The sequence below is a fragment of the Tsukamurella spumae genome (assembly GCF_012396015.1).
Classification (GTDB): Bacteria; Actinomycetota; Actinomycetes; order Mycobacteriales; family Mycobacteriaceae; genus Tsukamurella; species Tsukamurella spumae.
Genome location: NZ_JAAXOQ010000008.1, coordinates 108,702 through 127,480 on the forward strand (window position 1 = coordinate 108,702; position 18,779 = coordinate 127,480).

General features: G+C 72.3%; 17 protein-coding genes. 9 read left to right on the forward strand and 8 right to left on the reverse strand.

Annotation, left to right across the window (positions count from 1 at the left end):
* Positions 1–75: 75 nt before the first annotated feature.
* On the reverse strand, positions 76–747 hold the full coding sequence (gene fasR / locus HF999_RS08055) for an HTH-type transcriptional activator FasR (protein ID WP_168545371.1): 672 nt from the start codon (positions 745–747) through the stop codon (positions 76–78).
* Between the two features lie 128 nt (positions 748–875).
* Here fasR and HF999_RS08060 point away from each other — a divergent pair, with 128 nt between their 5' ends.
* The 3 genes from HF999_RS08060 (at position 876) to moeZ (ending at position 4,175) form a co-directional block, all read left to right on the forward strand.
* Positions 876–1,844, forward strand: a complete 969-nt coding sequence (locus tag HF999_RS08060; RefSeq protein ID WP_168545372.1) for an alpha/beta fold hydrolase — start codon at positions 876–878, stop codon at positions 1,842–1,844.
* Between the two features lie 51 nt (positions 1,845–1,895).
* A complete protein-coding gene (locus HF999_RS22960) occupies positions 1,896–2,897 on the forward strand; it encodes a DUF3152 domain-containing protein (protein WP_168545373.1) in 1,002 nt (333 codons plus the stop codon).
* A 96-nt stretch (positions 2,898–2,993) separates the two neighbouring features.
* Positions 2,994–4,175, forward strand: a complete 1,182-nt coding sequence (moeZ, locus tag HF999_RS08070; protein WP_210733605.1) for an adenylyltransferase/sulfurtransferase MoeZ — start codon at positions 2,994–2,996, stop codon at positions 4,173–4,175.
* 16 nt (positions 4,176–4,191) lie between these two features.
* Here moeZ and HF999_RS08075 read toward each other — a convergent pair whose 3' ends face one another.
* From HF999_RS08075 to HF999_RS08085, 3 genes are all read right to left on the reverse strand, one after another.
* Positions 4,192–4,464 carry a (4Fe-4S)-binding protein gene (locus HF999_RS08075; protein ID WP_168545375.1) on the reverse strand — a complete coding sequence of 91 codons (273 nt, stop codon included), beginning with the start codon at positions 4,462–4,464 and terminating at the stop codon, positions 4,192–4,194.
* Positions 4,465–4,522: 58 nt separating this feature from the next.
* Positions 4,523–6,052: an acyl-CoA synthetase gene (locus HF999_RS08080; protein WP_168545376.1), complete on the reverse strand. Its 1,530-nt coding sequence runs from the start codon at positions 6,050–6,052 to the stop codon at positions 4,523–4,525.
* Positions 6,053–6,161: 109 nt separating this feature from the next.
* Positions 6,162–6,749 carry a hypothetical protein gene (locus HF999_RS08085; RefSeq protein ID WP_168545377.1) on the reverse strand — a complete coding sequence of 196 codons (588 nt, stop codon included), beginning with the start codon at positions 6,747–6,749 and terminating at the stop codon, positions 6,162–6,164.
* 38 nt (positions 6,750–6,787) lie between these two features.
* Between HF999_RS08085 and HF999_RS08090 the strand changes: the two genes are divergently transcribed.
* The 3 genes from HF999_RS08090 to HF999_RS08100 all read left to right on the forward strand — a co-directional run bounded on the left by HF999_RS08090 (position 6,788) and on the right by HF999_RS08100 (position 8,814).
* Positions 6,788–7,228, forward strand: a complete 441-nt coding sequence (locus HF999_RS08090; protein ID WP_168545378.1) for a nitroreductase/quinone reductase family protein — start codon at positions 6,788–6,790, stop codon at positions 7,226–7,228.
* Positions 7,229–7,264: 36 nt separating this feature from the next.
* Positions 7,265–8,119: a TIGR02569 family protein gene (locus tag HF999_RS08095; protein WP_168545379.1), complete on the forward strand. Its 855-nt coding sequence runs from the start codon at positions 7,265–7,267 to the stop codon at positions 8,117–8,119.
* A gap of 65 nt (positions 8,120–8,184) precedes the next feature.
* The gene (locus HF999_RS08100) at positions 8,185–8,814 is read left to right on the forward strand and encodes a sirohydrochlorin chelatase (protein ID WP_210733607.1); all 630 of its coding nucleotides are present in this window, start codon (positions 8,185–8,187) and stop codon (positions 8,812–8,814) included.
* Here the strand turns inward: HF999_RS08100 and HF999_RS08105 are convergent.
* The 3 genes from HF999_RS08105 to HF999_RS08115 form a co-directional block, all read right to left on the reverse strand.
* Complete coding sequence (locus tag HF999_RS08105; protein ID WP_168545381.1) at positions 8,802–9,092, reverse strand: MGMT family protein; 291 nt, start codon at positions 9,090–9,092, stop codon at positions 8,802–8,804. The two genes, HF999_RS08100 and HF999_RS08105, sit on opposite strands and share 13 nt — an antisense overlap.
* Positions 9,093–9,278: 186 nt before the next feature.
* A complete protein-coding gene (locus HF999_RS08110; RefSeq protein ID WP_168545382.1) occupies positions 9,279–9,599 on the reverse strand; it encodes a hypothetical protein in 321 nt (106 codons plus the stop codon).
* 74 nt (positions 9,600–9,673) lie between these two features.
* Positions 9,674–10,441 carry an alpha/beta hydrolase gene (locus tag HF999_RS08115; RefSeq protein WP_168545383.1) on the reverse strand — a complete coding sequence of 256 codons (768 nt, stop codon included), beginning with the start codon at positions 10,439–10,441 and terminating at the stop codon, positions 9,674–9,676.
* Positions 10,442–10,518: 77 nt separating this feature from the next.
* On the opposite strand from HF999_RS08115, the gene HF999_RS08120 reads away from it, so the two are divergent.
* Together HF999_RS08120 and HF999_RS08125 are read left to right on the forward strand one after the other, a co-directional pair.
* Positions 10,519–13,845: an ATP-dependent helicase gene (locus HF999_RS08120; RefSeq protein WP_168545384.1), complete on the forward strand. Its 3,327-nt coding sequence runs from the start codon at positions 10,519–10,521 to the stop codon at positions 13,843–13,845.
* Positions 13,838–17,140 carry an ATP-dependent DNA helicase gene (locus HF999_RS08125; RefSeq protein ID WP_168545385.1) on the forward strand — a complete coding sequence of 1,101 codons (3,303 nt, stop codon included), beginning with the start codon at positions 13,838–13,840 and terminating at the stop codon, positions 17,138–17,140. The genes HF999_RS08120 and HF999_RS08125 overlap by 8 nt, the downstream gene beginning before the upstream one ends.
* 3 nt (positions 17,141–17,143) lie before the next feature.
* On the opposite strand, the gene HF999_RS08130 is transcribed toward HF999_RS08125, so the two are convergent.
* Entirely contained in the window at positions 17,144–17,551 is a 408-nt protein-coding gene (locus tag HF999_RS08130; RefSeq protein WP_168545386.1) for a DoxX family protein, read from the reverse strand.
* Positions 17,552–17,646: 95 nt separating this feature from the next.
* On the opposite strand from HF999_RS08130, the gene HF999_RS08135 reads away from it, so the two are divergent.
* Complete coding sequence (locus tag HF999_RS08135; RefSeq protein ID WP_168545387.1) at positions 17,647–18,750, forward strand: potassium channel family protein; 1,104 nt, start codon at positions 17,647–17,649, stop codon at positions 18,748–18,750.
* The last annotated feature ends 29 nt before the right edge of the window (positions 18,751–18,779 follow it).

Sequence of the window (18,779 nt, forward strand, 5' to 3'; positions counted from 1 at the left end):
GAAGGGCTTCATGCAGCGTTCACGGCACCCTGGACACTCGTTGACGGGGGCTTGACCGGGTCTTGGTCGAGTGCGTCAGAGCGTGCGTCGCTGCGCCTGGAGCGGCACGTGACTCAGGCCGCCCCACAGCAGTTCGACGGTGGTGGCCACGGCCTCGTCCTTCGGGATCGGACGGTCGGCGTACAGCCAGTACCGTGCGCTCACCTGGCTCGCGCCGACGAGACCGACGGCCAGCATCCGCGCGCGGTACGGGTCCAGGCCCGAGTCCTGCGAGACCAGGTCGTACACCGCGTCGATGCACAGCTCCACGGCGCCCTCGACGCGCTCCTGGACGACCGGTTCGAGCACGTCCGACTCGAAGATCAGCTTGTACCCCTGGCTGTCCCGGTCGACGAAGTCGAAGAAGGACCGGACGGCGCCGATCACGCGTTCGTGGTTGTCGGTCGAGCTGCTCAACGCCTCACGCACGGCGGTGACCAGTGCCTCGCCGTGCGCCTTGAGCACGGCCACGTACAGCTCGAGCTTGCCGGGGAAGTGTTGGTAGAGCACGGGCTTGCTGACGCCGGCGCGGACGGCGATCTCGTCCATGCCCGCCGAGTGGTAGCCGAGGTCGACGAACACGCTGCTCGCGGCCTCGAGCAGCTGGATGCGCCGGGCGCTGCGCGGAAGGCGGGCCGTGCGGCGGGGAGCTGGATTCGCTCCGCCGCGGGAATCGCCCGCCGCGGTCGCCGCGCCCAGATCCGCCATGTGCTCCACCTCACCGTTCCCGGGGCACACAGACCGCCCCGCCCTGCCCGGACTCGTCGCGGCCCGGCCCACCGACAATACTCCCGCCGAGTTCGCCGACCTCGGCTTGCTCTGGCAAGCTGCCCGGTGTGTCGGCTCTCGCGCAGGTGAACCGGACCAGCGATGTCTGGCCCGGACAGTTCGTCACCCTCCGCGGACGGCGGGTGTTCGCGCGGCACGTCGACGCCGCCGCGGCGACCACGGCACCGTCGGACCCGCGACCGACGGCGGTGATGATCCACGGCCTGGGCGGCTCGTCGATCAACTGGACCGACCTCGGTCAGGTGTTGGCACCGGCCGTCGCGTCCTACGCCCTGGACCTGCCCGGATTCGGGCTCTCGGACCCGCCGGCCGACGGCGACTACGCGATCGAGGAGTTCGCGTCGACCGTGATCGCGTACCTCGAGACCCTCGTCGCGGTGCGCGGCCCCGGCGTGCACCTGATCGGCAACTCCCTCGGGGGCGCGATCGCGGTGCGCGTCGCGATGCTGCGGCCCGACCTGCTGCGCTCGCTCACGTTGATCTCGCCGGCCTTCCCGGATCTGCGGCCGCGCGTGCGGAGGCTGCAGTTCCTGCCGCTGTCGCTGGTGCGGATCCCGGGCCTCGGGCCCGCGGGCTTCCGGCTCGTCGCCAGCGCCTACCCCGAGCGTCAGGTGGATCGGACCTTCGGCGAGATCCTCGTCGATCCGCAGGTCATGGGCCCGGTCCGGCGGCGCCAGGCGGTGGACCAGGCCGCGGCGCGCGCGTCGATGCCGTGGGCGCCCGACGCCCTCGCGGCGAGCTTCAACGCGCTCGTGCGCAGCTGGCTGGTGGACCTCGGTGCGGCGCATTGGGCCGCGGCGCGCGCCGTGTCGGTGCCGACGGCCGTGGTCTGGGGAGCGCGTGACCTGCTGGTGAGCGTCGGGGTGGCGCCCAAGGTGGTGCGGCACATCAAGGGCAGCACGCTGACGGTGTTCGAGGACGTCGGGCATGTCGCGCAAATGGAGCGGCCGGAGGAGACTGCGCGGATCGTCCGCGATCTCGTCGTCGCGACGGAGAAGGCCGCCGAGGGGGCCTGACGCGCGTGTCGGTTCCACTCAGGAGACGACGGTCGTGGAATTGTTGACGACGTGAGTAGTCCTTCGAGCCCGAGGCGTCCGCGGCCGGACGGGCGTGCGCCGCTTCGGGCGGAGTGGGATCCGATCAACTCCAACGCCGCGACCTCGGGCGATCAGCGCAACCGGCCGCCGCGCGAGCGACGCTACGCCAAGCAGGGCCGGCTCGGTCGGATACTGCGGACCTACGGCTGGCGCGCGTACGCCGTGCCGGTGCTCGCGGTGCTGACGGCCGTGGCGCTCGTCGTCACCTTCTGGGGCAACCCGTTCGTCACGGAGCGCAGTGCGGACGGCGCCACCGAGAACCTCTCCCGCAACCCGACGCCGGAGAAGGCGATCGTCGGCGCACCGTCGAAGGTGGTCCCGGGACCCGTGCCGCCCGCGGGGATACTGCCGGTGGGCGGCGCCTTCACCGAGAAGGGCCGGGAGACCTGGCACGTGGTGCCCGGCGCGACGGGCAAGGTCGGCGAGGGCAAGCAGCAGACCTTCACCTACATGATCGCCGTCGAGGACGGCGTGGACATGGGCGCGTTGAGCGGCGACCAGGCCTTCGCCGCGATGATCGACAAGACGCTCTCCGACCCGCGCAGCTGGATCCACGACCCCGCCGTCGCGTTCCAGCGGATCGACAAGGGCACCCCGAGCTTCACCATCTCCCTGACCTCACCGATGACGACCCGCTCGGCCTGCGGCTACACGATCCAACTCGAGTCCTCCTGCTACAACGGCGAGCTGGGGCGCGTGGTGATCAACCTGGCGCGCTGGGTCCGCGGCGCGACCGCCTTCGAGGGCGACCTCACCGGCTACCGGCAGTACGCGATCAACCACGAGGTCGGGCACGCCATCGGGTACGCGCAGCACGTGCCCTGCCCCGCGCAGGGCGCGCTGGCGCCGATCATGATGCAGCAGTCCTTCGGGGTGAAGAACCGCGACATCTTCGATCTGGACAAGTCCGAGGGCTACGACAACGACCTCACCTGCCGGCCCAACGCCTGGGTCGCGCCCACCCTCAAGTAGCCGTTCCGCGGGCCGACGACGACCCGTTCCCGTTCCCCGGGCGGGCGCTGCGGGAATGGTGGCGGGCGCACCGTCGTTGAGCAGGAGGTGACCGTACTGCCCCCGCTCGTCGAACCCGCCGCCGATCTGACCCGCGACGAGGTCGCGCGGTACTCGCGGCACCTGATCATCCCCGAGATGGGCGTCGAGGGGCAGAAGCGCCTCAAGAACGCCAAGGTGCTGTTCATCGGCGCCGGCGGGCTCGGCAGCCCCGCGCTGCTCTATCTGGCCGCGGCGGGTGTCGGCACCATCGGCATCGTCGAGTTCGACGAGGTGGACGCGTCGAACCTGCAGCGCCAGGTGATCCACGGTGTCTCCGACCTCGGCCGCCCGAAGGGGGAGAGCGCCCGCGATTCCATCGCCGAGATCAACCCGCTGGTGCAGGTGAATCTGCATCCGGTGCGGCTCGAGCCGGAGAACGCGGTCGAGCTGTTCGAGCAGTACGACCTGATCCTCGACGGCACCGACAACTTCGCCACCCGCTACCTCGTCAACGACGCCGCGGTGCTGGCGCACAAGCCCTACGTGTGGGGCTCGATCTTCCGCTTCGAGGGGCAGGTGTCCGTCTTCTGGGAGGATGCGCCCGACGGCCCGAACGGCGAGAAGCAGGGCCTGAACTACCGCGACCTGTACCCGGTGGCCCCGCCGCCGGGCATGGTGCCCTCGTGTGCCGAGGGCGGCGTCCTCGGGATCCTGTGCGCGTCGATCGGGTCGATCATGGGCACGGAGGCCGTCAAGCTGATCACCGGCATCGGGGAGTCGCTGCTGGGCCGGCTGATGGTCTACGACGCCCTCGAGATGAGTTACCGCACCATCCGGATTCGCAAGGATCCGGCTTCCCCGACCATCACCGAGCTCATCGACTACGAGGAGTTCTGCGGCGTGGTCTCCGACGAGGCCGAGCGCGCCGCGGCCGGGAGCACGGTCACTCCCGCCGAGCTGGCCGGGATGGGCACCGCGGGTGTCGATTTCGAGCTCATCGACGTCCGCGAGCCCGTCGAGTGGGACATCGTCCACCTCGACGGTGCCAAGCTGGTTCCCAAGGGCGCGTTCGAGTCCGGTGAGGGCCTGGCGCAGGTCTCCGCCGACAAGAAGCTGGTGCTGTACTGCAAGACCGGCATCCGCTCCGCCGAGGTCCTCGCGACCGTCAAGGGCGCCGGCTACCGCGACGCGGTGCACCTGCAGGGCGGCATCAACGCCTACGCCCGCACCGTGGATCCGTCGCTGCCGGTCTACTGAGGCGCGGCGTGGTCGATCACGGCGCTCCGGCATCCTCGGGTGCGGTGCGGATGCGACCGTCGGCGGTGCGGTAGCCGAGCGCGTAGCTGGGGCAACGGTCGACGACGGTGACGACCTCGTCGGCGTTCGCGCCGTCGGTCGCGATCCACGGACGGCGTGCACTGTCGAAGACTCCGGGGAGCCCGTGAACGCACTCCGCCGCGTGCCGGCACCGCGTCGGTTCCCAGGTGATGACGAATCCGTCTCCGGGGTACTCGAGCACCCGTGGGCGCTCAGACTCGTTGCTCATGACGACCTCCACCCCTGATGATCGCATCCGGGACGGCGCCGCGCCGGACGAATCCGGGTCAATCGAGCGAGATCAACCTTTTGACCAGTTTGCCGGTGGGCGTGCGGGGGAGGGAATCGACGAACCGGACCGCGCGCGGCAGCTTGTAGCGGGCGAGGTCGCGCCCCGCGTACGCGATCAGCTCGCGCGCCAGCTCGTCCGACGGAGCGGCGCCGGGCGCCAGTTCCACGCAGGCCAGTGCCGTCTCGCCGAGGTCTGCGTCCGGCACGCCGATCACCGCGACATCGGCGACGGCGGGGTGCATGATCAGGGCGCTCTCCGACTCCTGCGGGTAGATGTTCACCCCGCCCGTGATGATCATGAAGTCCTTGCGGTCGGTGAGGTAAAGGTACCCGTCCTCGTCGAGATAGCCGACATCGCCGGTGGTGGCCCAGTTCTCGTGCTCGGGATGCTGTGCGGCCCTGGTCTTCTCGGGAGCGTTGTGGTACTGGAACGGCATCGTCTCGCGCTCGAAGTAGATCGTGCCGATCTCCCCGGCGGGGAGGACGGCACCGTCGTCCCCGCAGATCCTGGCGACACCCAGCCCCGCCCTGCCCACCGATCCCGGGCGCTCGAGCGCCTCCTGCGGGCTGATGAAGGTGGCTCCGGCCGCCTCGGTCGACGCGTAGTACTCGTGGATCACCGGGCCCCACCAGTCGATCATCGACCGCTTCACCTCCGCCGGGCACGGAGCGGCGGCGTGGATCGCGACCTTGAGGCTGCTCGTGTCGTATCGCGCGCGGGTCTGTTCGGGGAGCTTGAGCATCCGCACGAACATGGTGGGCACCCATTGGCTGTGTGTGACGCGGTACTTCTCGATGAGCGCCAGGGCCTCCTCGGGATCGAACCGGTGCATCATGATCACCGTGCCGCCGACCGACATCGCGACGCCGCAGAAGCGCAGTGGCGCAGCGTGGTACAGCGGCGCGGGAGAGAGGTAGACGGTGTGTTCGTCCATGCCGTACGTGGGCGCGAAGATCGCGGTGTAGGCGTCGGGGATCTCGTCCACCTGGCCCTCCGGAAGCGGGATGCGGATGCCCTTCGGGCGGCCAGTGGTGCCCGACGAGTAGAGCATGTCGATGCCGCGCGGCTGATCGGTCAGCGGCGTCGCGTCCGCCGCGGCGAGGACCTCGTCGTAGTCGGCGAAGCCCGCGATGGCACCGCCCCAGGCGATCGCGTGTCCCGCGCCGGCGAGCCCGGGCAGCTCCCGTGCCTGTGAGACCGCCTCCGCCACATCCGCTCCGGCGAACAGCGCCCGTGCGTCGCAGTCCTCGAGGATGTAGTTCACCTCGCCGGCGGTGAGGTGGTGGTTGACGGCCGCCACGTACAGGCCGCTGCGGATCGCCGCGAGGTAGGCGCAGAAGATGCGCAGGTCGTTGCTCGCCACGATCGCGATCGTGTCGCCGCGCCGTAGCCCGAGCGCATGAAGATGGTGTGCCAGCCGAGTGGACTCGTCGTTCAGCCGGGCGTAGGTGAGGGTGTCGCCGGTGTCGGCGTCGATCGCCGCGGGCTTGTCGGGGGTGAGCTCTGCGAACGCTCCGGGATACATGAGAACCACCTCTAACTTGTCGGTGGCTCCACGGTAGCGCCGGGTCCGCGTCCGGCGAAGGCGTTCACGCGAAGTCGCAGGCACCAGTGCGACTGTCGGAGCGCCGATGTCAGTCCACGGGATTCGCGGACAGCCAGGACGCGTAGTCGTTGAGGAGCGCCACCAGGGGCAGGGCGTCGACGGTACCGACCGGCTCGCCCCGCAAGGCCCTGCGGATCCCGGGCAGGCGGGCCGCGATCCGGTCGCGCTCGGAGAGCTCGTGGTGGCTGAGCCCGCGCTGCTCGCCGAGCACGATCCGGCGCGGATGATCCGCGCGCAGCGCCCGCGCGAGCGCGTCGAACTCGTCGTGCTCCAGCGCGGGCAGGTGCACCGAGAAGCTCATGACCGGCCCGGCATCGGCGTCGTCGACCTCCGTGGACTCCTCGAGCCAGTCGGCGTACTCCTGGCTCAGGTCGTCGAGCACCTCCTCGTCGTCGAAGGACAGCTCGCGCCCCTCGACCGCGGCGCGCAGCGCCGATACCAGGCCCTGCACGGTCTCGGGGTCCGACGATGCCGCGTACCACCGGTGCGCCTCGTGCGGCACCACGAGCCGGTCCGGCCGATCGGCCGTGAGGCGGGTGCGGACACCGTCGAACTCAGCGGCCGAGAGGTCGGGGAACTGGACGGAGACGGTCACGACGGGGCGGGAGTGCGGCACGCCCTCCATTGTCCCGAAGATCGTTCTAGGGTGGGGGCATGGCCCTCGAAGGTGAATACGCAACCGAGAAGGCCGGCTGGGTGGCGGACCAGCTGGCGAAGATCGATGAGACCGGAACCACCGCGTCAGTGGCGGTCGCGGGGATGGCGGTGGTGGTCTTCACCTACCGCGGCCCCAAGTCCGGCAAGCTTTACCGCCGCCCGCTCATGCGGGTCGAGCACGACGGCGTCTACGCCGCGTTCGCATCGAAGGGCGGTGCCCCCGACAACCCCGTCTGGTACTCGGCGCTGCTCGCCAACGACGAGGTCGAGGTGCAGGACGGCAGCGTCGTGGTCTCCGGGCCGGTGCGCGAGATCCACGGCGCCGAGCGCGAGGAGTGGTGGGCGCGGGGCGTCGCCGCATACCCGCCGTACGCCGAGTACCAGGAGAAGACCGATCGGCAGATCCCGATCCTCCTGGTCGAGCCGCGCCGCGCCTAGCGCCGTCGCCGCGGCCGCACGGGTAGATTCGCAGGTGTGAGCCCCGTCGAACCCCCCGCGCACGTCCTGTCCACCTTCGGACTGGACGAGGCCGAACCCATCGCCCTGGGCGCGGAGTGGGACGGCGGCTGGCGGTGCGGCGAGGTCGTGCTCTCGCTCATCGCCGATCACGCCCGCGCGGCGTGGTCGGCCAAGGTCCGTGAGGACATCTACGTCGAGGGCATGCGGTTGGCGCGCCCGTTCCGCGCCACCGACGGCCGGTACGTCGTGTCCTCGTGGCGCGCCGACACTTTCATCGCGGGATCGCCCGAACCGCGGTACGACGAGATCATCTCGATGGCGAACCGGCTGCACGAGGTGACGGAGAAGTTCGAGCGGCCGCGGTTCCTCGCGGCTCCCGCGGTCGCCCCGTACACCGACGTCGACTACTTCGGCTTCGCGGACCGCGCGGCGTGGGAGGACAAGCCGCTCGCGATGGCGCGCAAGCTCGGCGCGCTCGACGAGACCGAGGAGCACCGCGTCCGCGCCGTCGAGCTCGTGGGCGAGCTCGCGGCGCTGCGCACCCCTGTCGAGTCGAAGTCCCAGCTGGTGCACGGCGACCTCGCGAGCTCGGTCCTGTTCGCCGGTGCCGCGGCCCCCGGCATCACCGATTTCACGCCCTACTGGCGCCCCGCCGCCTGGGCGGCCGCGGTCGTCGCGGTCGACGGGCTCTCCTGGGGCGGTGCCGATGACGGCCTGCTCATGCGCTGGAACGACCTGCCCGAGTGGCCCCAGATGGTGTTGCGGGCGCTCATCTTCCGGCTCGCGGTGCACGCCCTGCACCCGCGCTCGGAGGCCGAGGCGCTGCCGGGCCTGGAGCACATCGCCGAGATCGGACGGTGGCTCCTCTGAGCGAGCCCGGCCCGGTCCGGCGGATCCTCGTCGCCCACGGCACGCGCTCTCGGCACGGCGTCGCGATGGTCCGCGCACTCGCGGACGCCGTCGCCGCCCGGACCGGCCCGCTCGACCTCGCCTTCGTCGACGTGCTGGGGCCGACACCGTCGGACCTGCTGCGCGAGTCGGACATTCCAACGGTGCTCGTGCCCGCCTTCCTCGCGGCGGGCTACCACGTGCACACCGACGTCCCCCGGCACGTCGAGCGCAGTGGCCACCCCCGCGTCGTGGTCACCGCGCCGCTCGGTCCGGACCCGGCCCTCGTGGGCGCGCTGGTGCGCGGGCTGGGCCGTGCGGGCCTGCGGCCCGGCGACGCGGTCGTACTCGGGGCGACCGGATCCTCCGACGCCGGCGCCCGCGACGACGTCCGGACCATGGCCGGCCACCTCGGCGCGGGACTGGGACGGGAGGTGCCGGTCGGCTTCCTCGCGGCCGGCAGCCCGACGGTGGCCGATACCGTCGCCCGGATCCGCACTCCCGGCACCCGCGTCGTGATCGCCGCCTACCAATTGGCGGACGGCCTGTTCCACGCGCGGCTCGAGGAAGCGGGCGCCGACGCGGTCGCGGCGCCGCTGGGGCTCGCGCCCGAGGTGATCGACCTGCTGGTCGCGCGGTTCGCGGCCGGGACCGCCCAGCTCGATCAGACTCGGTAGCGGCGCAACGGGATCCGGTCGCCGTCGGCGAGCACGCCCTCCGCGCGGAGGTTCTCCAGCTGGCGGGTGCGGATGTGCTCCGCGGGGCGTCCGCTCGCGGGGACCACGCGGTGCCAGGGCAGGTCGGACGCGTCGGTGCGCATCACCCAGCCCACGATCCGCGGCGAGCTCAAATCCAGCTCGTCGGCGATGTCGCCGTACGTGCGCACCCTGCCCGGCGGGATCGCCGCGATGAGCGCCCGCACCGCCTCCACCTGTTCCTCGGTCACCCTCGCCACAGAAACGAAGCTAGTACAGGGGCGGAAGTTCGGGCAGTGGACCGGGCTCGTCCCGGTTGCCTGCCGCGAACTCGCGAAACTGATCCGGCACTGGCATACCGAGCCTGTCAAGGCCGGCCACCGCAACCCGTGCGGCGGCCTGCCGCTCCCACAGCGGCGGCTCACGGAGCTCCGTGCGATACGTGCTCATGACTCTCCCTCCGTCGTGTTCCCTCCATTGTCACGGTTGTAGGTCCTCTCGGCAACGTGCAACGCGATCCCTACCTCCGTCGCTGTGATCAGCGGGGATCGACTCAGTTCGAGCACGATCGCCCATCCGTCACGCCGCTGCTCATGGCTGTCGGCGTATGTCGCCGACAGCGCCCATTGCAGTCTCGTCCACCACTCCCGACGATCGTCGGCCTCGCGCTTCTGCCGGATGGTCGCCGAGGCGATCCCGAGCGCAGTCATCGCTGCGGCGAAAGTGACGACAGCTCCCAGCAGTGTCATCCATGCCTGTGCGGGCATGTCGTTCCCCCTTCTCGGTCCCCCCGAACCGACTGGGTTCTTCCTAAGCGAGGCCACTGACAACTGCGGCGAGGTCAGCCGATCAATCGTCGGGCGTACTCGCCGGCCAGGTGCGGGACCTCCTGCGCCACCATGTGATCGGACGGCACGTCGACGACCTCCGCGTGCGGGAGCACCGCGAGTTGCGCGTCGTTCACGTACTGGGCGCGCTCGGCGCGCAGCAGCACCGTCGGCACGTCCGACGGTGCGCCGACGGCCGGCCGGGCCAGCTCGCCCCACAGCGCGACCATCGCGGGCAGACCGATGTCCCACTCCCAGCGGCCGGAGTCGCGGCGCACCAGGTGTTCGGCGATCTCGTCGTCCAGGACCGCCGCAGGTACCCGCTCCCAGGCGCCGGACATCTTGTCCTGCTTGGCTTCCTCGGGCGAGGTGAAGTCGAAGAACTCGATGCTCTGCCCGGCGATCGTCTCGCACATCCGCGGGTCCAACTGCTGTGCCGGATCGAGCAGGAGCAGCGCGCGCACCAGGTCCGGGCGCGCCGTCGCGAGGCGGCAGGCCAGCGCGCCGCCCAGCGAGTGCCCGATCACCACGGCGGGGCGCGCGGCCGTCACGGCGTGGCGCTCCAGCACACCGACGAGGTCGGCGACGTGCTGCTCGAAGTGCCACGGCGGCGCCCAGGTGGACCGGGCGTGCCCGCGCAGGTCGGGCGCGAGTACCCGGACGCCGGGCAACTCGTCGTCGGCGAATCGCCGCCACCGGGCGCCGTGCCCGGTGACGCCGTGGATCGCGAGCACCGTGGCGGTGTCGGGGGAGTCGGGGCCGTAGACGTGGGTGTTGAGCATGTCCCGATTCTGCCCTGCCGCGGACATGTCGGTGGGCTGTGATGTGATCGACGAACGCGAGCGGAAGGGGGTGCGTGATGGTCGGCGGTGGAGCGGGCGGTTCCCGCGGGGACGCTTCCCGGGCCGACGGTGCGGGTAGGCACCGTCGGCCGCGCCTGCGGCTGCAGTACACGGCCCCGGAGCCGCCCCCGGTCCGCGAGTGGGTGGGGCCGATCGCCGAGCTCGCCGCACCCGCGTCGGGCGCACTGCCCCTGGACATGGGCGGGTGGTCCCCGTACCGGATCCGCGGGGGGCCGGGCACGGGCAAGACCGCCGCGGTGATCGACATCGCCGTCGCCAAGCTCACCGACCCGTTCGTCGATCCGGAGTCCGTGCTGATCCTCGCGGGGAACAAGCGCTCGGCGGGGGCATTGCGCAGCGAGCTCTCCGCACGGGTGCTCGCGGGGAGCGAGGGCGTGCACGCCTCCGGCGAGCCGCTGGTACGCACCGTGCACTCGCTGGCGTTCGCGGTGCTCCGGCTGCAGGCCGCCGGCACCGGTAGCCCGCCGCCGCGGCTCATCACCGGTTCGGAGCAGGACGCCGTGGTCCGGGAGCTGCTGCGCGGCAACCTCGACGACGGCGGCGCGTTCTGGCCGGAACGGCTGCGGCCGGCGCTCGTCACGAACGGCTTCGCGGGCGCGCTGCGCGACCTGTTCGCGCAGGCGGCCCAGCGCGGGGCGGGGCCGGAGGAGATCGAGGCACTCGCCCGCCGGTACAACCGCGGCGAGTGGCTGGCGGCTGCGAACGCGTTGCGTGAGTACCAGGAGACCACACTGCTGCGCGGCTCCGTCGGGCTCGCCGGGCCCCAGGCGGTGGCCCCGGCGGTCGATGCGGCGGAGCTGATCGATGCCGCGGTCACGGCCTTGGCCACCGACGATGCGCTGCTCGCGCAGCAGCGCGAGCGCATCCGGTTCCTGCTGGTCGATGACGCGCAGAACCTCGACCCGCTGGCGTCGGCGCTGATCCGGCTGCTGGGCACGGGCACGGAGCTCACGGTGATCGCCGGAGATCCGGACCAGGCGGTGAACTCCTTCCGGGGGGCCAGCACGCGGTTCCTGCAGAACATGGAGGTCCCGCCGGAGCGGGACGTGCTGCTCGAGCGCAGCTTCCGCTTCGGGGAGGAGGTGGCGGCCGCGGTGAACCGGGTCTCGGCCCGGCTGCCGCACCGGTTCGGGGCCATCGCGCCCGAGCGCCCGCGCCCGGGGTCGGCCGCGGTGCGGTTGTTCTCCACCCCGGCCAAGGAGGCCGATGCCATCGCCGCGATGCTGCGCCGCGAGCACGTCCTCGGCGGCGTCCCGTGGGAGGACATGGCCATCGTCGTGCGCTCGGTGTCGGCATCGGTCGCGCCGCTGCGGCGCGCGCTCGCCTACGCCGGCGTTCCCGTCACCGTCCCGGCCGACGACGTGCCGCTGGCGCGGCAGCGCGCCGTGCACGCGCTGCTGCTCGTGCTGCGGGCCGCCGTCGCTCCCGAGGGGATCGACCCGGCCGAGGCGGTCACCCTGCTCTCCGGCCCGGTGGGCGGCGGCGATCCGCTCACGCTGCGGCGGGTGCGCCGCGCGGTGCGCCGGGCGGATCCGGTGGAGGAGCGCGGCTCGGCCGAGATCCTCGCCGCGGTGCTCACCGAGTCGTCCGAGTTCGCCCCCTACCGCGCGGTGCTGACCGAACTCGAGGCCGAGCCGGTGGAGCGGGTGCTCGCGGCGATCCGCGCCGCCCGCGCGGCCGCCGAGCACGGCACGGTCGAGGAGGTGCTGTGGGCCGCGTGGGCCGCCACCGGGCTGGCGGCCCGGTGGGGCGCGCTCGCGCTCCGGGGCGGCACCCTCGGCGACCAGGCCGACCGCGATCTCGACGCCGTGATGGGCCTGTTCGACTCGGCGGCCGACTTCACCGACACGCTGCCCACCGCCTCGGTCGCCGCCTTCATCGAATACCTGGAGCAACTGCAGATCCCGCGGTCCGACCGCGCGCGCGGCCGCGGTGGTCAGGCCACCGTCCCGGGCGTGACGCTGCTGTCCGCGCACAGCGCCGTGGGGCGCGAGTGGGACGTGGTCGCCGTGGCCGGGGTGCAGGAGGGGCGCTGGCCCAACCTGCGCCGCCGCGGCGGGCTGCTCGGCACCGACGAGCTGCTGGACGCGCTCGACGGCATGGATCCGTCCGCGTTGCCGACGGTGTCCCGCTCGCTCCCGATGCTCGCGGAGGAGCGGCGTCTGCTGCTGGTGGCGTGCTCGCGGGCCCGGCGCATCCTGCTCATCACGGCGGTGGACACCGCGGACGGGGAGGGTGACCTGGTGCCCTCGCGGTTCCTGCAGGGCATCGCACCGTCGGGCGACGAGGACCCGGAGACGTACACCCCCGCGGTGGAGAGCGCACCGTCGGCCTCCCTGGACCTACGCACCCTGGTGGCGGTCCTGCGCACCGCGGCCTGCGACCCCGAGCGCGGCGAGGCCGAGCGCGAGCACGCCGCCCGGCAGCTCGCGCGGCTCGCGGCGGACCGGGTGCCCGGCGCCCATCCCGACAGTTGGTACGGCCTGGCCGGCGCGAGCACCGACGACCCGCTGTGGCAGCCCGATGACGGGCCGGTGGCGCTGTCCCCGTCGAACGTCGAGGCGCTGTCGGCGTGCGCGCTGCGGTGGATGCTCGAGCGGTTCGGCGGGAGCGACGGAGACTCGGCCAAGCAGGCCACCGGCAACCTGGTGCACACCCTGGTGCAGGCGGTCGCCGGGCGGATCCCGAAGGACGAGGTCACCCGCTCGCTGGAGAAGGTCTGGGACCGGGTGGATCTCGAGGCCGACTGGTTCGCGCAGCGGGAGCTCGCGCGCACCGAGGAGATGCTGGAGTCCTTCCGCGCGTGGCTGGCCGGGAGCCGCGGCGAGCTCACCGAGGCGGGGGTGGAGATCGGCGTCGACGCGGTCATTCCCGCAGACGCCGCCGCGGGCGGCGACGAGCCCGATGTTCGGCTCCGCGGCCGGATCGACCGGCTCGAGCGCGACGCCCTCGGGCGGGCGGTGGTGGTCGACGTGAAGACGGGCCGCACCGTGCCGACGCAGGCCGAGGGACAGGCGCAGGCCCAGCTGCGCACCTATCAGGTGGCGCTGGCGCACGGCGGCATCGGCGGCGTCCCGGAGATCCCGGGCGGCGGCAAGCTGGTGTACGTGGCGAAGTCGCACAACAAGACCGGGGCCACCGTCCGCGAGCAGGACGCGCTGGCGCCCGAGGATGTGGACGAGTGGCTCGGCGTGATCCGGGAGGCGGCGCGGCGCACCCGGGGGCCCGTGTTCCCGGCCACGCTCAACGCCTCGTGCCAGCACTGCGCGGTGGCCTCGTGCTGCCCGGTGGTGGACAAGGGAAGGGCGGTCACCGATGACTGAGGGGTTCCCGCACGCGCCGCTGATCTCGGCGGTCGACCTGGCGCACGAGCTGGGCCAGGCCTTCGCGCCCACCGAGGAGCAGCGCGCGGTCATCGAGGCGCCGCTGGGCCCGTGCCTGGTGGTCGCGGGCGCCGGGGCGGGCAAGACGGAGACGATGGCCGGCCGTGTGGTGTGGCTGATCGCCAACCGCTATGTCACACCCGACCAGGTGCTGGGGCTGACCTTCACGCGCAAGGCCGCGCAGCAGTTGATGATCCGTGTGCGCAAGCGGCTCGCCCGGCTCGCGGGCGCGGGGGTGGTCGATCGCATCGACCCGTCGGGCGAGCTCCGGGCGTCGCTGCGCACCGTCGAACCCGAGATCAGCACGTACCACGCCTACGCGGGCAGGCTGCTCGGCGACTACGGCATGCTGCTGCCGGTCGAGCCGTCGGTGCGGCTCGTCTCGGAGACCGAGCGCTGGCAGATCGCGTACGACGTGGTCACCGGGTGGGACGGTGCGATCGAGGTCGACAAGAATCCGACGAGTCTGACCGAGGCGGTGCTGGGTCTGGCCGGAGCGCTCGCCGACCACCTCGTGACGCCCGATCGGCTCGAGGCCGACGACGATGAGCTGGAACGGCTCATCGGGCTGCTGCCGCCCGGCCCGCGGCAGAAGGCCGCGCCCAACGCGGCGCTGCTCAAGGCGGCGGAGATCCAGGAGCAACGGCGGCGACTCATCCCGCTGGTGCGGGGCGTCGCGGCCGAGATGCGGGCGCGGGAGGTGCTCGACTTCGGTAGCCAGATGGGGCTCGCGGCGCAGCTCGCGCTGGCGAATCCCGATGTCGCGGCGCTGGAGCGCGCGCGGTTCGGCGCCGTGCTGCTCGACGAGTACCAGGACACCGGGCACGCGCAGCGCATGCTGCTCGCGTCGTTGTTCGGCGGCCCGGCGGGGGCCGCAGCGGTCACGGCGGTCGGTGACCCGATCCAGTCGATCTACGGCTGGCGCGGTGCCTCGGCGGCCAACCTGCCCCGGTTCGCCACGGATTTTCCGCGCGCGGGCGCTACCCCCGCGCCGCGCCGGGAGCTGCTCACCAGCTGGCGCAACCCGACGAGTGCGCTCGATCTCGCCAACGCGGTCTCCGAGGACCTGCGCAGCCGTGGCGTCCCCGTCTCCGAGCTCAAGGCCAGGCCCGATGCGCCGCCCGGAGACCTGCGGATCGCCCTGCACCCCACGGTGATCGACGAGCGGGACTGGGTCGCCGACGCGATCGCGGAGCAGTGGCGCGGCCGGATCGAGGCGGGGGAGGAGCCGCCGACGGTGGCCGTGCTCGTCCGTCGCAACGCGGACTCCGCCGGGCTCGCCGCCGCGCTCGGCGAGCGGGGCGTGCCCGTCGAGGTCGTGGGCCTCGGCGGCCTGCTGCACACCCCGGAGGTGCAGGACGTGGTCGCGCTGCTGCGGCTCGCGGTCGAGCCGCTGGCCGGCACGGCCGCCATGCGCCTGCTCACGGGGCCGCGCTGGCAGCTCGGCGCGGCCGATCTGCGCGCGCTGTGGGACCGTGCGCGGCGGATCGCGCACACCACGGGCCGCGCGGCCACGGGCCTGGTCTCCACGTCGGATCAACTCGACGCCGCGCTGGACGCGACGCTGCCGTCCGAGTCCCTCGATGCGGCGGGCCTCGGCGACGCGATCGCCGACCCGGGCCCCGACGCGAACTACTCGCCCGCGGGACTGGCGAAGATCCGCTCGCTGGACCGGGAGGTCCGGCACGTCCGCGAGCGGCTCGGCCACCCGCTGCCGGAGGTCGTCGCGGAGGCCGAGCGGGTGCTGGGCGTGAGCATCGAGACCCGGATCCGCGCCGCGCGTCAGCTCGGCGGGCGCGCCACCGGCCGCGAGCACCTCGATGCCTTCGCGGACGTGGTCGTCTCCTACGCCGAGCGGCCGACCGCGACGCTGCCGGGCCTGCTCGGCTTCCTCGCCGCCGCGGAACGGGTCGAGGGCGGCCTGACGCCGGGGGACGTGGAGGTCGCCACCGACCGCGTCCAGGTGCTGACGGTGCACTCGGCGAAGGGCCTGGAATGGGACGTCGTCGCGGTGCCGCACCTGTCGGAGGGCATCTTCCCGTCGGGCCGCGCGATGCCCACCTGGCTCTCCAGCGCGGCAGAACTGCCGCCCACCTTGCGCGGGGACGTCGCGGAGCCGGGAGAGACGGATGGAGTGCCGCGACCGGACCTGTCCGACTGCAACAACCGCAAGGACCTCGAGGACGCGCTGGAGGCGCACCGCAAGGCACTCAAGGCGATGAACATGCACGAGGACGAGCGGCTGTTCTACGTCGCCGTGACACGCACGCAGTCGGTGCTCCTGCTCTCCGGTCACTACTGGAGCGAGGACGTGAAGACGCCGAAGGCTCCGTCGAGGTTCCTCGTGGCGGCCCGCGATCACGCGCCCGACGCGGTGCGGGAGTGGGCCGGCGAGCCGCTCGAGGACGCGCCCAATCCGCTCGAGGCGGAGCCGGTGCAGGCACCGTGGCCGCGCGACTTCCTGGCGGCGCACCGTCCGGCGATCGACGCCGGGGCCGAGCGCGTCCTGGCGGCGCTCGCGCAGGCGCCCGCCGAGCCCGGTCCGGACGAGGACGACCCGTACGGCTGGGCGGCCGAGGTGACCGCGCTGCTCGCCGAGCGCGCGCGGCAGGCGGAGGCGGAGCTCGAGGTAGCGGTGCCGCGCGAGGTGTCGGTGAGCCAGCTCGTCGAGCTGCGGCGCAGCCCCGCCACGTTCGCGAGCCGGCTGCGGCGCCCGGTGCCCTTCAAGCCGAATCCGTACGCGCGGCGCGGCACCGCGTTCCACGCGTGGCTCGAGCGCCGGTACGGGGCATCACGGCTGCTCGACCTCGACGAGCTGCCCGGCGCCGCAGACGGTGACGCGGGCGCGGACGAGAACCTCGCCCTGCTGCAGCGGCGGTTCGAGGAGAGCGAGTGGGCGGCGCGCACCCCCGTCGATATCGAGGTGCCCTTCGAGATCGCCGCGGCCGGCACCGTCGTCCGCGGCCGGATGGACGCGGTGTTCCGCGACCCCGGCGGCGGGTTCACGGTGGTCGATTGGAAGACGGGAGTACGGCCCACCGAGCCCGCCGACGAGCGGGCGGCCGCCGTGCAGCTGGCGGCGTACCGCCTGGCCTGGGCGCGGCTGCGGGACGTACCCGTCGACGATGTGCGGGCGGCGTTCTTCTACGTGCGCTCGGCGGAGACGGTGGCACCGTCGGACCTGCTGGACCACGCCGGTCTCGCAGACCTGATCACGAGCGCCGGGGAGCGCTGAAGGTCAGGCGGGCCCGCCGCTGTCGCGCGCGATCCTGACGGCCGTGACGACCATCGGAAGTTGCAGGGGGAGCCGGGCGTAGGCGCCCAGCTTCAGCGGCAGGGGCTTGTCGGACCACTGCTGCGCCATGTAGACGTTCGCCGGGAACACCGCCGTGAACAGGGCGGCGGCCGCAACGCCGCCGAGCCGGCGCGTCGTCGGGGATGCCAGGAGCGCAGCGGTGGTCAGCTCCGCGACGCCGGAGAGCCGGGTGGCCCGACGGGGTGACAGGCCCAGCGGCAGGTTCGGCGGAACGATCGCGTCGAAGGGCTTCGGCGCGACGAAATGCGCGACGCCCATCCCCGCCAGGGAGAGCGCCATGCCCTTCGCGGCCTTATCGGTGCGACGGGCGGGATGGTCTGTGGACACCATCTCAAGATTGTGGCAGATTGCACGTCGGCTCCGGCGACGTGCTAGACCGGACGGGTATTGACCAGCGTTCGTGCGAAGGATCGTCCAGGACAGGTATGACTGCACGCAGCAAGTTCCGCCGTCGGAGCAAATCCGAGCTGACGGATCTCCCCGACCACGCGCTCGTCAGCGTCCTGCGCATACCCGCGGGGGACTCGACGAACCCGTGGCGCGCCATCGGTGTTCGCATCCTGGTCGCGCTCGGCGCGCTGTTCGTCGCCGTGTTCGTCGTCTATCTCGAGCGCGGCGGCTACCGTGACGCCGCGATCGAGGGCAAGTACAGCGACGAGACGCAGCTGAGCTTCCTCGACTGCCTGTACTACGCGACGGTCTCCCTCTCGACCACGGGCTACGGTGATATCACGCCGGTGACCCAATCCGCGCGCCTGATCAACGTCCTGCTGATCACACCACTGCGCATCCTCTTCCTCATCGTCTTGGTCGGAACCACGCTCCAGGTGCTCACGGAGCGGTCCCGCCAGGCGTTCAAGATCCAACGCTGGAGGTCAGCTGTGCACAACCACACGATCGTCGTGGGCTACGGCACGAAGGGCCGGACCGCGGTGAGCGCGATGATCAACGACGGCATGGAGCCGGGCAAGATCGTCGTCGTCGACACGGACCAGGCCGCACTGGAGCTCGCCGAGATCGACGGGCTGGTGACGGTCCGCGGCGATGCCACGAAGGCCGACGTGCTGCGGCTCGCGGGCGCGCCGCGCGCCGCGTCGATCATCATCGGCGCCAACCGCGACGACGCCGCGGTGATGGTCACACTGACCGCCCGCGAGCTCGCGCCGCGCGCCAAGATCGTCGCGTCGATCCGCGAGTCCGAGAACACGCATCTGCTGCGCCAGTCCGGCGCGGACTCGGTGGTCGTCTCCTCGGAGACGGCGGGCCGGCTGCTCGGGATGGCCACCACCACCCCATCGGTGGTGGAGATGATCGAGGACCTGCTCTCACCCGGCGACGGCTTCAACATCGCCGAGCGCGAGGTCACCCGCGTCGAGGTGGGCCGCTCGCCACGGCACCTGCCGAACATCGTGCTGGGCGTGGTCCGCAAGGGCCATCTCTACCGCGTCGACTCGCCCGCCGTCGCCGTGGTCGAGGCCGGCGATCGCCTGCTGTTCGTCCGCAACGCGGACGCCAAGGTCCCGAACTGACGTCCGCGCGCTGATCCGCGTCCGATGGC

Excerpts from the sequence above, each read along its gene's own strand:
- fasR (WP_168545371.1), bottom strand. The coding sequence starts at position 747 with ATGGCGGATCTGGGCGCGGCGACCGCGGCGGGCGATTCCCGCGGCGGA.
- HF999_RS08075 (WP_168545375.1), bottom strand. The coding sequence starts at position 4,464 with ATGAGCAACGAGTCTGAGCGCCCACGGGTGCTCGAGTACCCCGGAGAC.
- HF999_RS08080 (WP_168545376.1), bottom strand. The coding sequence starts at position 6,052 with ATGTATCCCGGAGCGTTCGCAGAGCTCACCCCCGACAAGCCCGCGGCG.
- HF999_RS08090 (WP_168545378.1), top strand. The coding sequence starts at position 6,788 with ATGGCCCTCGAAGGTGAATACGCAACCGAGAAGGCCGGCTGGGTGGCG.
- HF999_RS08100 (WP_210733607.1), top strand. The coding sequence starts at position 8,185 with ATGGTCCGCGCACTCGCGGACGCCGTCGCCGCCCGGACCGGCCCGCTC.
- HF999_RS08110 (WP_168545382.1), bottom strand. The coding sequence starts at position 9,599 with ATGCCCGCACAGGCATGGATGACACTGCTGGGAGCTGTCGTCACTTTC.
- HF999_RS08115 (WP_168545383.1), bottom strand. The coding sequence starts at position 10,441 with ATGCTCAACACCCACGTCTACGGCCCCGACTCCCCCGACACCGCCACG.
- HF999_RS08120 (WP_168545384.1), top strand. The coding sequence starts at position 10,519 with ATGGTCGGCGGTGGAGCGGGCGGTTCCCGCGGGGACGCTTCCCGGGCC.
- HF999_RS08125 (WP_168545385.1), top strand. The coding sequence starts at position 13,838 with ATGACTGAGGGGTTCCCGCACGCGCCGCTGATCTCGGCGGTCGACCTG.
- HF999_RS08130 (WP_168545386.1), bottom strand. The coding sequence starts at position 17,551 with ATGGTGTCCACAGACCATCCCGCCCGTCGCACCGATAAGGCCGCGAAG.
- HF999_RS08135 (WP_168545387.1), top strand. The coding sequence starts at position 17,647 with ATGACTGCACGCAGCAAGTTCCGCCGTCGGAGCAAATCCGAGCTGACG.